Below are 13,246 nucleotides of genomic sequence, written 5' to 3'. Positions count from 1 at the left end.
GGGCGGAGGGGACGACGGCGGTCGGGGGACCGCCGTCGTCGCCTCCCGGCGTCGGGCGTCAGCGGGCGGACCAGCCACCGTCCATGACGTAGGAGGACCCGGTGACCATCCCGGCGTCGTCGCCCGCCAGCCACGCGACGAGCGAGGCGACCTCCTCCGGTTCCACGAGCCGCTTGATCGCGGCCTCGGTGAGCATGATCTTCTCGAGGACCTCCTCCTCGCTGATGCCGTGCACGCGGGCCTGGTCCACCAGCTGGTGCTCGACCAGCGGCGTGCGGACGTAGCCCGGGTTGACGCAGTTGCTCGTGACGCCGTGGGCGCCGCCCTCGAGGGCGGTGACCTTGGAGAGCCCCTCGAGGCCGTGCTTGGCCGTAACGTAGGCGGCCTTGAACGGCGAGGCCCGCAGTCCGTGGACCGAGGAGACGTTGATGATCCGGCCGAAGCCGCGCGCGTACATCCCCGGGAGCGCGGCGCGGATGAGGAGGAACGGCACCTCGACCATCAGCCGCTGGATGCGGCGGAAGTCCTCGGGATCGAACTCCTCGAGGGGGCTCACGGTCTGGATCCCGGCGTTGTTCACGAGGATGTCCGTCTCGAGCGTCAGCGTCTCGAGGACGCCTGTGTCGAGGAGGTCCACCGCCCACGCATCGCCGCCGAGGTCCGCGGCCAGGTCTTCGGCACCGGCCTCGTCCCGGTCCGCGACCACGACGTGCGCCCCGCGTCCGGCGAGCACCCGCGCGCAGGCCGCGCCGATGCCGCTCGCACCGCCCGTGACCAGTGCCCGTCGGCCGGACAGGGGACCCGCCGTCAGGGCCGGAGCCGGCTGGGCCGCCGTCGTGCTCATGGCTTGGCCTGTCCTGTGGGCTGCTCGTCCAGTCCGTGGCGGCGCGCATCCTCGGCGTCGACCTCGCGCAGGGAGGCGCCGCGGGTCTCCTTCAGGGTCAGGACCGCGACGAGGGTGATCCCGCAGGCGATCACGAGATAGATGGCCACGGGAACCCAGCTGCCGTATTCCTGCAGGAGGGCCGTCGCGATGATCGGCGCGAGGGACCCCGCGAGGATCGAGGTCACCTGGTAGCCCAGGGAGACGCCGGAGTAGCGCATGCGCGTGGGGAACATCTCCGACATGATGGCCGGCTGGCCGGCGTACATGAAGGCGTGGAAGACGAGGCCGATCGTGACCGCCAGGATGATCAGGAAGGGGTTCAGGGTGTCGAACATCGGGAAGGCGAAGAACGCCCACGTGGCACCGAGGACCACCCCGACGAGGTAGACCGGCTTGCGGCCGAAGGCGTCCGAGAGCCTGCCCACCTGCGGGATGACGAGGAAGTGGACGACGTGTGCGATCAGGAGGGCCAGGAGGAGCTGCGAGGTGTCGTACTGGTGCACGGTCTTGAGGTAGACGATCGTGAAGCTGACGATGATGTAGTAGAGGATGTTCTCGGCGAACCGCAGCCCCATGGCCCCGAGGACCCCCTTGGGGTACCGCTTGACCACTTCGAGGACGCCGTAGCTGACCGCCTTCTCGGATTCGATCTTCTCGCGAGCCTCGAGGAAGATCGGCGCCTCGCTGACGTGCGTGCGGATGTAGTAGCCGATCACCACGATGATCGCGGAGGCCCAGAAGGCCACGCGCCAGCCCCAGCTGAGGAACTCGTCCTGCGGCAGGATCCAGCTCATGCCCAGCAGGACGAGCGTCGCGAGGAGGTTGCCCACCGGGACGGCTGCCTGCGGCCAGCTGGACCAGAACCCGCGGGACCGGTTGGGGCTGTGCTCGGCGACGAGGAGCACGGCGCCGCCCCACTCCCCGCCGACGGCGAAGCCCTGGATGAAGCGCAGGATCACCAGCAGCGCCGGAGCCCAGTAGCCGATCGTGTTGAACCCGGGGAGGCACCCCATGAGGAAGGTGGCGACACCGACGAGGATGATGGTGACCTGGAGCGTGTGCTTGCGTCCGAGCTTGTCGCCGATCTGGCCGAAGACGATCCCTCCGAGCGGCCGCGCCACGAAGCCGACGGCGTACGTGAGGAAGGCCGCGATGATGCCGTCGAGCTCGGAGCCGGCGTTGGGGAAGAAGAAGGTCCCGAAGACCAGGCTCGCCGCCGTGGCGTAGAGGAAGAACTCATACCACTCGACCACCGTCCCCACCATGGCGGCTCCGACGATCCGCTTGAGGCCTGATGTCTCGCCGGATGTTCCGTCGTCTTGCTGGTTGTTCGGGGTACTGGAGCGCTGATTGACGCTCATGGGATCTCCTTTGTCGACGCTGACACGGGTGCGGGCCCGCATCGGGCCCTGGCTGGTTCATCTCGAGTATCCCTGCGGCTTTCCGGGCAGCCAATGACCAGATCGGCACCGCAGCTCTGCAATACTGCAGATATGTCCGACCCCAATGCCCAGGATCTCGTGGTGTTGCTGGCCGTCGCCCAGAGCGGGCGCTTCACCACGGCCGGTGAGTCGCTGGGACTGAACCACACCACGGTGTCCCGGCGGATCGCGGCCCTGGAGAAGGCGCTCGGCGGGCGGGTGCTCTCGCGCGGCAGCGGCGGATGGGAACTGACCGACCTGGGCCGTCGCGCGGCGGACGCGGCAGCCGCCGTGGCCGAGGCCGTCGCCCGGCTGGGCGATGACGACGGTGCGCTCTCGGGCGTGGTGCGGATGAGTGCCACGGACGGGTTCAGCGCGTTCATCGCCGCTCCCGCCTTCGCCCGGCTCCGGGCCGCCAACCCCCTGCTGCGCATCGAGATCGTCACCGCGACGCGCCGCGCCTCGCAGACCCGGACGGGCCTCGACTTCGAGGTGGTGGTCGGCGAACCGCAGGTACACCGCGCGGAGGCGGAACGGCTGGGCACCTACGTCCTCGGGCTGTATGCGTCCAGGGAGTACCTCGGAGCGCACGGCGCGCCGGCCACGCTCGAGGAGGCCGCGGACCATCAGCTCGTGTATTTCATCGACGCGATGCTGCAGGTGGACAGCCTCGACGCACCCCGGCGGCTCCTGCCCACCATGCGCGACGCCCTGAGTTCGACCAACGTCTTCGTCCACGTGGAGGCCACCCGGGCCGGCGCGGGGCTCGGCCTGCTGCCCTGCTTCATGGCCGACCGTCACTCCGACCTCGTGCGGCTGCTCCCCGACGACGTCGCGGAGGAGCTCGACTACTGGCTCGTGGTGCGGGCGGACGCGCTGCGCCAGCCGGCGATCGCCGCCGTCGTCGACGCCCTGAGGCACGCGACCGCGGCCATGGAGCCGCAGCTCCTGGGCCGCGGCTGACGGCGCGGGCGCGGTCGTCGTCGTGCCCGCGCTCAGTCCGTGAGGAGCTGCGCGTTCGCGGCGAAGGTCCTCACGCGGGCGTCCTGCCAGAGGTGCGCGGGCACTCCCCCGCCGAGCAGTTCACGGGCCAGTCCGGGGTCCTCGGCCAGGGGGGCGTCGCTGCCGGCGATGATCACGTTGCCGTAGCGCCTGCCCTTGAGCATCGCCGGGTCGGCGATGATGGCGGTGTGCCTGAATTCTGCGGCGATCGTCGCGGCCTCGCGCCGGGCCATCGCCAGGTTGGGGCTGTCGCCGCAGTTGACGAGGTACACGCCGTCGGCCGCGAGCACGCGCTTGGCCGCGCGGGTGAACTCCGACGTCGTCAGTGGCGCCGGCGTGACAGCCCCCGCGAAGACGTCCCGGATGACGAGATCCCGGCTGTCCTCGCTGAGGGATTCCGTCACGGCGCGGGCCTCCCCGACCCGGATCCGCACCAGGGGTGCGCGCGGCAGGTCGAACCACGTCCGGACGAGCTCCGCGAGCCGCCCGTCGAGCTCGACGACGACCTGCCGGGCCTGGGGATGGCTCGCGGCGAAGCGGCGCGCCATCGAGCACGCCCCTCCCCCGAGATGCAGCACCCGCAGACGGTCCTGCGCCGCCCACCGGGAGTCGACGAGCGAGGCGATCCAGTGCATGTACTCGAAGTCCAGGTGCAGCGGATCGTCCAGGTCGATGTGCGAGCTCGGGACGCCGTTGACGCGCAGCACCCAGCCGTTCGGGCTGTACGGATCGGGCTCGAGCTCGCACGTCCCGGTGTCGATCGGGAACTCGCCGATCTCGGGGCGCGGCCCTGCCGGTTTCGCCATGGTCGAAGGCCTTCTCACTCGTGGTCGGGGCGGTGCATGCGGAACATGGGCCGGTGGTGCCAGGTGGGTCCGCAGAGCATGGACGTGCCGTCGGGTGCGAAGCCGTTGCGGACGTAGAAGCGCTCGGCCCGCGGGTTGCCGTCCAGGATCCAGAGATACGCGGCCCGGGTGCCGATGGCCGTGTCGAGGAGTCGCTGCCCGAGGCCCGAGCCGTGCGTGGACCGCAGCGTGTAGATATGGTGCAGCTCGAAGTCGGGGCGGTCCTCGTCGCGCCCCGGGCCGGAGGTCGCGATGGCCACCGGGTCGCCGTCGTCGTCGAACGCCAGCCAGCTCCGCGCACCGCCGGGCGTCCGCGCCGCCTCCTCGAAGGCCTCCCGGCGTCGTCCGATCAGGGCGGGCAGTTCGGCGTCGTAGTACGCGTGGTACTCCGGGGGCATGATGTGCTCGTACGTCTCGTGCAGGCCGGCGACGTGGGTGCTGACGTACGCCTCGGCGTCGTCGGGGCCGGCTTGCCGGATCACGTAGGGCAGCGTCAGCAGGGGCTGTGTCACCGTGTCAGCTTAGTGGCCCGGGGCTACCGGACGGCGCCCCGGTGCGGCCGAGCTAGGAGTGGCCCTCGAACTGTTCCTGTTCGGCGAGCGCCGCCTCGAGCCGCTCCACCTTGCCGGTCAGCTCTCCCGTCCGGCCGGGGCGGATGTCCGCCTTGAGCACGAGGGACACGCGGCTCCCGTAGCGCCCCGCCGCCTCGGCGGCGTGCTTGATCACGGCCATGACCTCGTCCCACTCGCCCTCGATGGTGGTGAACATCGAGTCGGTGGAGTTCGGCAGGCCCGATTCACGCACGACGGCGACCGCGGCGGCGACGGCATCGTGCACCGACCCGTCGGGGTTCTCGCGGGAGAACTCGGAGGTTCCGGACGGGGCGACGCTGAAGGCTACGAGCATGGTCCCAGTCTGGCACGCCGCGGTCCCCGGGGGTCAGGCCCCGCTGATCGCGCGGAGCAACTCGTTCATGCCGAGGCCCGTGAGCATCGAAACAGCGCCGGCGTGCGCCGGCCCTGGAAGATGGTCCTGCCCGTGGCGAGGTACCAGCGGTTCACGCCCTCGACGAGGCGGATCGTGGGGGCACAGCCGATCACGGCGGCCCGGCGCAGGGCGTTGTCCGTACTGGCTCGCCCGGGCGGTCGCTAAGCCGCCTGCTTGTTGCCACCCCCTGCCAGACCTTAAGATTCGGACGGTCGCCGTCCAGTCCACGGCGGGCAGATTGGATGGCCATGAAGAGCAGGATCTCCCCCGACGAGCCGTTCCCCGAGGACCTCGGCGGGCTGAAGAACGAGGATGTCGAAGTCCTCAACAGCAAGGTCCACCGGGAGGTCGACCACGAGTTCGCGACGGAGGGCGAGGTCGACCCCGAGACGGCGGCTCGCAAGGACGAGATCGCGGACGAGCTCGACGGTCGCGACGCCGGCCCCGCACTCAGCCTGGTCCCCCAGCACGACGAGGACGACGAGGACGGCGGCGGCGCCGTCAGCGCCAACGGCGGTCACTAGGCCGCACGTCGGCCTGACGGCACGGAGGGCCGTTCCGGGAATGCTCCGCGTGGCGCCGGCGTTGCCGCAGGAGTCGCGCCACGCATGGGGCCCGATCTCTGCATGCCTCCCGGTCTTCAACGGTGCACCCGGGCAATGACCGCCGGAAATCACACGATTGGTACCCCTTGTCTGTTTCCTCCGCGAAGGTGTCCACCACCGCGCCGTTCCCCTACATCGGGCTGCTGTCCCTCGCCGGGGCGATCTTCGTCTCCGTCACGAGCGAGTTCCTGCCCACCGGCCTCCTGCCGGCCATGGCCCGGGACCTCGACGTCGGGATCTCGACCGCGGGCTATCTCGTGACCATCTTCGCCGGGACGGTCGTCGTCGCCACCACGCCCCTGGCCGCCGTGACGCAGCGGTTCTCCCGCAAGTCCCTGATCGTCGTCGTCCTGCTGGTGATCGCGGTCGCGAACGTGCTCGCGGCGATCGCCCCCACCTACGGCGTGCTCGTGGCCGCGCGCATCCTCGGCGGTCTGGCGCACGGCCTGTTCTGGGCCGTGGTCGCCGCCTACTCCGCGCACCTCGTCCCGGCGCACCAGCTCGGCAAGGCGGTTGCCATCACCGCGGGCGGCGGCACGGCCGCGTTCGTCCTCGGCGTCCCGGTGGGCACCGCGATCGGGAACGCGCTCGGCTGGCGGGCGGCCTTCGCCATCATCGGCGTGGTCGTGGCCCTGCTCGCCCTGGTGATCGTGAAGTTCCTGCCGCCCGTCAACCACCACGTGGAGCGGAAGGCGGGCGAGGAGCGCGTCCCGCTGCGCCGCGACCCGAGTTTCCGCGCCGTCATCCTGCTGTGCACGGTCATCCTGATCCTGCTGACCGGCCAGAACACCTTCTACACCTACATCGCGGCCTGGCTGACCGACGTCTCGGCCTTCGAGCCCGGATCGGTGGCCCTCGTCCTGTTCCTCTACGGCGGCGCGGGCATCATCGGCCTCATCGGCGCCGGCTACGCCGCGGACCGCTTCCCCCGGAAGGCGTTCGTCGGGGTCGTCCTGATGGTCATGGCCGCCGTCCTCACCCTCGCCCTCGCGACCTCCAACACCGTGGTGGTGCTCATCGGCGTCATCGTGTGGGGTGCCGCGTTCGGTGGGATCCCCGCGCTGCTGCAGACCCGCATGCTGCGCACCGCGTCCTTCCGCACGCGCGACCTCTCGGCCGCCCTGCAGACGACGGCGTTCAACATCGGCATCGGCGGTGGCGCCCTTCTCGGCGGGCTCCTGCTGGACGGCGTCGGCCTCGACGTCCTCCCCTTCACGATGATCGTGATCGTCGCGGTGGGCCTGGCCCTGAGCCTTGCGACGGACACCGTCAAGGACCGCCGGGAACGGCACCGGCTGCGCGCGGACTGACCCCGCGGGTCCGTCGCGCCGCCACGCCCGTCGGGGCCGGCATGGCGCACCGGGCCCGCGCCGGCTGCGCGGGCAGCACCGGTGCGGGGCAGAATGGTGCGATGCGTGCCGTCTGCTTCGATGAGTTCTCCGCCCGTCCCGTCCTCCGGGACGTCCCCGAACCCCTTCCGTCGCCGCGCGGCGTCGTCGTCCGCGTCGAGGCCACCGGCCTGTGCCGCAGCGACGTGCACGGCTGGCTGGGGCACGACGACGGCATCAGCCTCCCGCACGTGCCGGGCCACGAACTCGTGGGCACCATCGCGGCGGTGGGCGGGGACGTCCGGCGCTTCTCGGTCGGCGAGCGCGTCACGACGCCGTTCGTGTGCGCCTGCGGGCGCTGCCCCGAATGCGTCTCCGGCAACGGCCAGGTGTGCCGCGACCAGACGCAGCCGGGCTTCACGCACTGGGGCTCCTTCGCGGACCTCGTGGCCCTGCACGACGCCGACACGAACCTCGTCGCCGTCCGCGATTCCCTCGACGCCGGCGCCGCCGCCCTCCTCGGCTGCCGCTTCGCGACGTCGTACCGCGGCCTCGTGCACCAGGCGCGCCTGGCCGCCGGCGAGACCCTCCTCGTGGTCGGTTGCGGCGGCGTGGGTCTGAGCGCCGTCATGATCGGCGTGGCGCTGGGTGCGCGCGTGATCGGCGTGGACATCGACGGGAACGCCCTGGCGCGCGCCACCCGCTTCGGCGCCGTGGGCGCCGTCCATTCGGCAGGGCTCTCCCGGGCCGCCGTCCTCGACGCCGTCCGGGACGCCGCGCCCTCGGGCGTGGACGTGTCCGTCGACGCCCTCGGCCGCGAGGAGACCGCCGCGGTGGGCATCCTGTCGCTGCGCCCGAGGGGCCGCCACGTGCAGGTCGGACTGTTCCCCGCGGACCCCGTGATCCCGATGGGTGCCGTGATCGGGAAGGAGCTCGCCGTCCTCGGCAGCCATGGCATGCCGGCCCACGACTACCCGGGCCTGCTGGACCTCGTGGCCGCCGACCGGCTGCGCCCACAGGATCTCATCGAACGCAGGATCGCCCTCGACGACGTCCCCGACGCCCTGGTCGCGATGGCCGACGACACCTCCACGGGCGGGGTGACCGTCGTCGACCTCGGGGTGTGACGCGCCGGAGTGCCCGCTCTACCCGCGGCGCTCCGCGCATGGGGATACTGGGGCATGGAACCCACGCCCCATCCCGCCGACCCGCCGTCGAATTCGGTCACCCTCCGCTTTCTCGCCTCCCCCACCGACCTCGGGCACAGCGGCTCGGTGGACGCCGGCACCGTACTGGAGTGGGTGGACAAGGCCGCCTACGCCGCCGCCGTCGGGTGGGCGAAGACCTACTGCGTGACCGCCTATGTGGGGAACATCCACTTCGCCGACCCCGTGCTGGTCGGCGACCTCGTGGAGGTGGAGGCCACGATCGTCCACACCGGTACGTCCTCCATGCACATCCGCACGCGGGTCTCCTCCGGATCCGTGACCGGGGACGGCGGCGGGAAGCGCAGTGAGTGCCTCGTCATCTTCGTGGCGGTCGGGCCGGAGGGCAGGCCCGTCCCGGTGCCGCCCTTCGAACCGCGGACGGAGGCCGAGCGTCTGGAGAGCGACCACGCGATCGCGCGCATCGAGGTCCGCAAGGAGATCGTCGAAGAGATGCGCCGCCAGGAATATACCGACGGCAGCACGGCGGAGCGGACGGTCCTCCGGTTCCTCGCGGCGCCCACCGACGTCAACTGGGGCGGGAAGGTGCACGGCGGCACGGTGATGGACTGGATCGACGAGGCCGCCTACGTCTGCTCCACGCGGTACTGCGGGCGGGACACCGTGGCCGTGTTCTCCGGCGGTGTCCGGTTCCTGAAGCCCCTGCACATCGGCGACGTCGTCGAGGTGGAGGCGCGGCTCGTCTACACGGGCACCAAGGGCATGCACATCGCGGTACACGTCCGCTCCGGAAGCCCGAGGTCCCGCGACATGGAGCTCACCACCACGTGCCTCACGGTCATGGTGGCGCGCGACGACGAGGGCACCGCGCTGCCGGTGCCGCCCTGGGTGCCGAGGTCCGAGGAGGACCGGCGGCTCCACGACCACGCCCGGAACCTGTTGCTGATCCGCAGCCGCGCCCCGGGCAGTGTCCTGCCGACGCACCTGCGGCAGCAGGCCGGCTGACGGCGCCCCTCCGTCCGGGAGGACACCCGCCCTAGCGCCTGGAGGCGGTGCTGTTGGCGATCCGGTAGGACTCGTCGACGAGCTCGGTCAGTTCCTCGAGGTCGATGCGGCCGAGCCGCACGAGCACGAGCGACTCGTACTGCTCATGGTGCGGATGGACGAAGAAGGCGCCCGGCTGGGAGGCCAGCAGCGCGTCCCGTTCCTCGGTCTTGACCGTCAGGACCGTGTCGTCCCACATGCGCGCGAAAAGGGTCCGGGCGAACCAGGCGGGCCGGCTCCAGCTCAGCCGCTCCGAGGTCCCGGGCAGGGCAAGGCAGGCAGAACGCACATCGTCTTCGCTGACCATGGACCAACCATGGCACCGGCCGCGCGGCCGGTCCAGTGCTTCTGCGGCACGGTCTCGTGGATCCTGCCGGCGCCGCATCACGAAACGCACACGGATCGGCAACGATCCCGCAGCCTTGATAACGATCCGGGCAGGGTGCTGACCGGGCGCCCGGACAGCACCATCATGGAGCGATCCACCCGCGCTACGAAGGAGTAACCATGGGTCGTCCAGCCGCCGCGCTGCTGTCCTCCGGGGCAGTGTGCCTCGCTCTCCTCCTCTCCTCCTGTGCCCCTCCCGAGGCCGGCGCCGATGCCGACACCGCGGGGACCCAGGACGCCCCCTCGGCGCCCGGAACCCCATCCGCCGCCACTCCAGCGTCCACGGACCCGCCGTCCGGATCCCCGTCCACCGCCCCGCCCGACGCCGACCCTGGATGGGCCACCTACACGACCCCGGACGGAGGCCTGTCCTTCGACCACCCCGGGGACTGGACCGTCGTCGTCTCCACCCCGGCCCCGCCGGAGGGCGTGGCCGTCGCCGTCGAGGATGACGCCGGCCGGCGGCTCGCGTCCCTGCGGACGGACCTGGTCACCGGGGCCGTGTGTCCGGCGAAGGTTCCGTACTCGCTCCTGGATTCCGAGCCGCTGCCGGCCCTGACCCAGGCCTCGGGGATCCCGATGTTCGTCTTCGAAGGCCGTACGGACCCCGCGGTGACCGACCCCGTGGCGGCGTCGACCCTGGCCTACGGCATCACGTCCGGGCCCCTCCCGGAGGGGACGACAGCCTGCCCCATCGCCCATTTCTTCACGTGGCCGCCCTCCGGGGCTGCGTTCGGCGGCGTCTACGACCCGTACGAGATCTACCCCGGCAAACCGATGCACATCGACACGCCGCAGGCCTACATGGAGACGGAGGAGTACCAGCAGATCAGGACGATGCTCACGTCCCTGCGCCCCGCCGGCTAGCGGTACTGCCCGGGCGGGGCACAGGGGCGGCATGATGGACGCGGGGACGCGCCGGCCGAGCGGCCGGCGCAGGAGGAGGATCCGCGGCGATGACGAGTGTCAGCACGATCGGCGAGCTGGAGGCACTTCTGCCCGGCCCCGTCCCCGGCCGGAGGACCCTGCTCGGGATCGCGGGGCCCCCGGTGCGGGGAAGTCCACCATCGCCGAGGCCCTCGCCGGGCTCGACCCCGAGCACCATGCCCTGGTCCCCCTGGACGGGTTCCATCTGGCGGACCAGGCCCTGATCGGCCTCGGCCTGCTGGACCGCAAGGGCGCTCCCGAGACCTTCGACGCCCACGGCTATGCCGCCCTGCTGGCTCGTCTGGCGGGCGATCCCGACCACACCGTCTACGCGCCGGCGTTCGAGCGCGGACTCGAACAGCCGCTCGCCAATGCCCTGCCGGTGGCGCCGGCGTCCTGCCTGCTCATCACCGAGGGCAACTACCTGCTGCTCGACGCGCCGGGTTGGCGGGATGCCAGGAGCCACCTCGACCAGGTCTGGTTCGTCGACGTCGAGCCCGGGCTGCGTCGGCAGCGCCTCGTCGCGCGACACATCCGGTTCGGGAAGACACCCGCGGCGGCCGAGGACTGGGTGCGCCGGGTGGACGAACCCAACGCCGCACGCGTGGCAGCCACCCGGGACAGGGCCGACCGCATCCTCGACCTGTCCGGGTGGCGCGTCGGCTGACCGACGTACCTCAGTCGGTGAGGAACCAGTCCCGCGCCGGATTCGCCACCTCCGGAGGGGTTCGATCGACGCCTGGCTGCGCGACCCAGTCGACGCCGTTGGCGAGCACGCGCTGGATCTGCGGGTGGTGGTAGACCGGGTACTCCTGGTCGCCCGGGCTGAAGTAGAAGATCCGCCCCTTGCCGCGCGAGAAGGTCACGCCGGAGCGGAACACCTCGCCGCCCTCGAAGGAGCTGATGAAGATGAGGTCGTCCGGTTCGGGGATGTCGAACAGCTCGCCGTACATCTCCTGCTCGGGGATCACGATCGGGCTCTCGATGCCCGCGGCGATCGGGTGCGAGGGCTTGACCGTCCAGACCAGCTCGCGTTCGCCGTCGTTGCGCCACTTCAGCGAGCAGGTGGTCCCGAGGAGCCGCGTGAGGATCTTCGAGAAGTGGCCGGAATGCAGCACCACCAGGCCCATCCCGGCGAGGACATGGCGGTGCACGCGGTCCACGACATCGTCCGCGACGTCGCCGTGTGCGATGTGCCCCCACCACAGCAGGACGTCGGTGCCGGCGAGGATCTCCTCGGTGAGGCCGTGCTCGGGGTCGGCAAGGGTCGCCGTCGTGACGTCCGAGCCCGGGAAGTAGTCGGCAAGGGACTCCGCGATGGCGCCGTGGATGCCCCGCGGGTACATCTCGCCGATGGTCGCGGGCTGGTTGCGGGCCTCGTGGACGCCCTCGTTCCAGACGACGATGGTGGGTTTGCTGTCGAAGACCATCAGAGCTCCACCTCGCGGTGCTGGGCCGCGGAGGCGTAGCAGGCGTCGATGATGCGTGCCCGCGTGAGCGCCAGGGACCCGTCGTGCCGCCCCCATTCCGTCTCGCCCGCGCGGATGGCCGCGAGGAAGTCGTCGATGACACCCTGGTGTCCGGCCGAGGGGCCGACCTCCGGCTCGTAGTCCCCGTCCTCGCTGAACACGTGGAGGCTCTCGACGGCGTCGGCGGGCGACCCGACGCGGCTCAGCTCGGCGCCGCCGTCGGTCCCGTAGATCCGGAAGTCCATGAGGTCCGCCGCCGGGCGGTACGCCGCCCATCCCGCCTCGACCAGGAGCGTCACCCCGCCCTCGAGCCGGAGGAACGCGGTCGCGAGGTCCTCCACCTCGAAGGCGGAGCCGGCGGTCTGCGCGCCGTACGCTCCGCCGCCGCGGCCCTGCGGGCCGAGTTCCGCATAGGTGGACGCCGAGACCGAGAGCACCTTCGGCTCACCGAGCAGGTGCAGCGCGTAGTCGATCACGTGGACGCCGATGTCCGCGAGCGGGCCGCCCCCGGCCATCTCCCGGTTGGTGAACCAGCTGCCCAGCGACGGGATGCCCGAACGGCGCAGCCAGGAGGCCTTGGCGTAGTAGGGGCGCCCGATCCCGCCGTCGTCGATCACGCGCTTCAGGGCCGCGATGTCGCCGCGGCGCCGGTGGTTGAAGGCGACGTCGAGCACGCGCCCTGCCCGGCGCGCGGCGTCGACCATGAGCCGGCCCTCGTCGCCGTCGCGGGCGATCGGCTTCTCGCTGAGCACGTGGAGGCCGCGCTCCAGGGCCGCGACGGCGATGGGGGCGTGGAGGAACGTGGGGACGGCGACACTGACGGCGTCGAGCCCTTCGAGGTCGATGAGGTCCTCCCACCGCTCGACCGCGTGGGGGATCCGGTACTCGGCCCGGAGTTCGGCGAGCAGCTCCGGTTCCATGCCCGCCAGGCCGATGATCTCCACGTCCTCGCTGTTCGCGTAGGCCTCGAGGTGCTGGCGGCCGGCCCAGCCGATGCCCACCACACCCACCTTCAGGCGTCGTCGTCCGTGCGTTGCGTGCTCGTCCAAGGAAGCTGTCCTTCTCTGTCGGGTGCGGCGGCTGCGTGGCGAGCCCCTCCAGCAGTCCTACCGTCTCGCTGCGGGCGCTGTCCATGGGGCGGGAAGTCTTTCCGCCCGCGTCGGGTTGTCGACTGCAGAC

15 protein-coding genes are annotated in these 13,246 nt (G+C 71.4%); 7 read left to right on the top strand and 8 right to left on the bottom strand.

The features are described from left to right. Positions 1-58: 58 nt before the first annotated feature. Complete coding sequence (locus MWM45_RS01340) at positions 59-844, bottom strand: 3-hydroxybutyrate dehydrogenase (protein WP_247827805.1); 786 nt, start codon at positions 842-844, stop codon at positions 59-61. Next, positions 841-2,247: an MFS transporter gene (locus MWM45_RS01335; RefSeq protein WP_272496056.1), complete on the bottom strand. Its 1,407-nt coding sequence runs from the start codon at positions 2,245-2,247 to the stop codon at positions 841-843. The genes MWM45_RS01340 and MWM45_RS01335 overlap by 4 nt, the downstream gene beginning before the upstream one ends. A gap of 132 nt (positions 2,248-2,379) precedes the next feature. On the opposite strand from MWM45_RS01335, the gene MWM45_RS01330 reads away from it, so the two are divergent. Then, on the top strand, positions 2,380-3,270 hold the full coding sequence (locus tag MWM45_RS01330; protein ID WP_247827804.1) for a LysR family transcriptional regulator: 891 nt from the start codon (positions 2,380-2,382) through the stop codon (positions 3,268-3,270). Positions 3,271-3,302: 32 nt separating this feature from the next. Here the strand turns inward: MWM45_RS01330 and MWM45_RS01325 are convergent, their stop codons facing one another. From MWM45_RS01325 to MWM45_RS01315, 3 genes are read right to left on the bottom strand one after another with little or no spacing between them, the layout of a single operon-like run. After that, on the bottom strand, positions 3,303-4,115 hold the full coding sequence (locus MWM45_RS01325; RefSeq protein ID WP_247827803.1) for a spermidine synthase: 813 nt from the start codon (positions 4,113-4,115) through the stop codon (positions 3,303-3,305). A gap of 14 nt (positions 4,116-4,129) precedes the next feature. Next, positions 4,130-4,666, bottom strand: a complete 537-nt coding sequence (locus tag MWM45_RS01320) for a GNAT family N-acetyltransferase (protein WP_247827802.1) — start codon at positions 4,664-4,666, stop codon at positions 4,130-4,132. A gap of 52 nt (positions 4,667-4,718) precedes the next feature. Beyond that, positions 4,719-5,060 (bottom strand): thiamine-binding protein, encoded by a 342-nt coding sequence (locus tag MWM45_RS01315; RefSeq protein WP_247827801.1) that lies wholly within the window; start codon positions 5,058-5,060, stop codon positions 4,719-4,721. A 329-nt stretch (positions 5,061-5,389) separates the two neighbouring features. On the opposite strand from MWM45_RS01315, the gene MWM45_RS01310 reads away from it, so the two are divergent. The 4 genes from MWM45_RS01310 to MWM45_RS01295 all read left to right on the top strand — a co-directional run bounded on the left by MWM45_RS01310 (position 5,390) and on the right by MWM45_RS01295 (position 9,245). Further along, entirely contained in the window at positions 5,390-5,665 is a 276-nt protein-coding gene (locus tag MWM45_RS01310) for a hypothetical protein (protein WP_247827800.1), read from the top strand. A 167-nt stretch (positions 5,666-5,832) separates the two neighbouring features. Next, entirely contained in the window at positions 5,833-7,056 is a 1,224-nt protein-coding gene (locus MWM45_RS01305) for an MFS transporter (RefSeq protein ID WP_197060607.1), read from the top strand. Positions 7,057-7,157: 101 nt separating this feature from the next. After that, a complete protein-coding gene (locus MWM45_RS01300; protein ID WP_247827799.1) occupies positions 7,158-8,201 on the top strand; it encodes an alcohol dehydrogenase catalytic domain-containing protein in 1,044 nt (347 codons plus the stop codon). 54 nt (positions 8,202-8,255) lie between these two features. Next, positions 8,256-9,245: an acyl-CoA thioesterase gene (locus MWM45_RS01295; protein WP_247827798.1), complete on the top strand. Its 990-nt coding sequence runs from the start codon at positions 8,256-8,258 to the stop codon at positions 9,243-9,245. Between the two features lie 31 nt (positions 9,246-9,276). Here MWM45_RS01295 and MWM45_RS01290 read toward each other — a convergent pair whose 3' ends face one another. Further along, entirely contained in the window at positions 9,277-9,591 is a 315-nt protein-coding gene (locus MWM45_RS01290) for an MmcQ/YjbR family DNA-binding protein (protein WP_247827797.1), read from the bottom strand. Positions 9,592-9,791: 200 nt separating this feature from the next. Here MWM45_RS01290 and MWM45_RS01285 point away from each other — a divergent pair, with 200 nt between their 5' ends. Together MWM45_RS01285 and MWM45_RS01280 are read left to right on the top strand one after the other, a co-directional pair. Continuing rightward, entirely contained in the window at positions 9,792-10,538 is a 747-nt protein-coding gene (locus MWM45_RS01285; protein WP_247827796.1) for a hypothetical protein, read from the top strand. Between the two features lie 31 nt (positions 10,539-10,569). Continuing rightward, the gene (locus MWM45_RS01280) at positions 10,570-11,265 is read left to right on the top strand and encodes a nucleoside/nucleotide kinase family protein (protein WP_247827795.1); all 696 of its coding nucleotides are present in this window, start codon (positions 10,570-10,572) and stop codon (positions 11,263-11,265) included. Positions 11,266-11,275: 10 nt separating this feature from the next. Here MWM45_RS01280 and MWM45_RS01275 read toward each other — a convergent pair whose 3' ends face one another. Next, complete coding sequence (locus MWM45_RS01275; RefSeq protein WP_247827794.1) at positions 11,276-12,028, bottom strand: ThuA domain-containing protein; 753 nt, start codon at positions 12,026-12,028, stop codon at positions 11,276-11,278. Continuing rightward, positions 12,028-13,116, bottom strand: coding sequence for a Gfo/Idh/MocA family protein (locus tag MWM45_RS01270; RefSeq protein WP_247827793.1), 1,089 nt, complete (start codon positions 13,114-13,116; stop codon positions 12,028-12,030). The genes MWM45_RS01275 and MWM45_RS01270 overlap by 1 nt, the downstream gene beginning before the upstream one ends. Between the last annotated feature and the right edge of the window lie 130 nt (positions 13,117-13,246).

It is taken from the genome of Arthrobacter antioxidans (assembly GCF_023100725.1).
Classification (GTDB): Bacteria; Actinomycetota; Actinomycetes; order Actinomycetales; family Micrococcaceae; genus Arthrobacter_D; species Arthrobacter_D antioxidans.
This window is presented reverse-complemented; position numbering and strand designations above follow the sequence as displayed.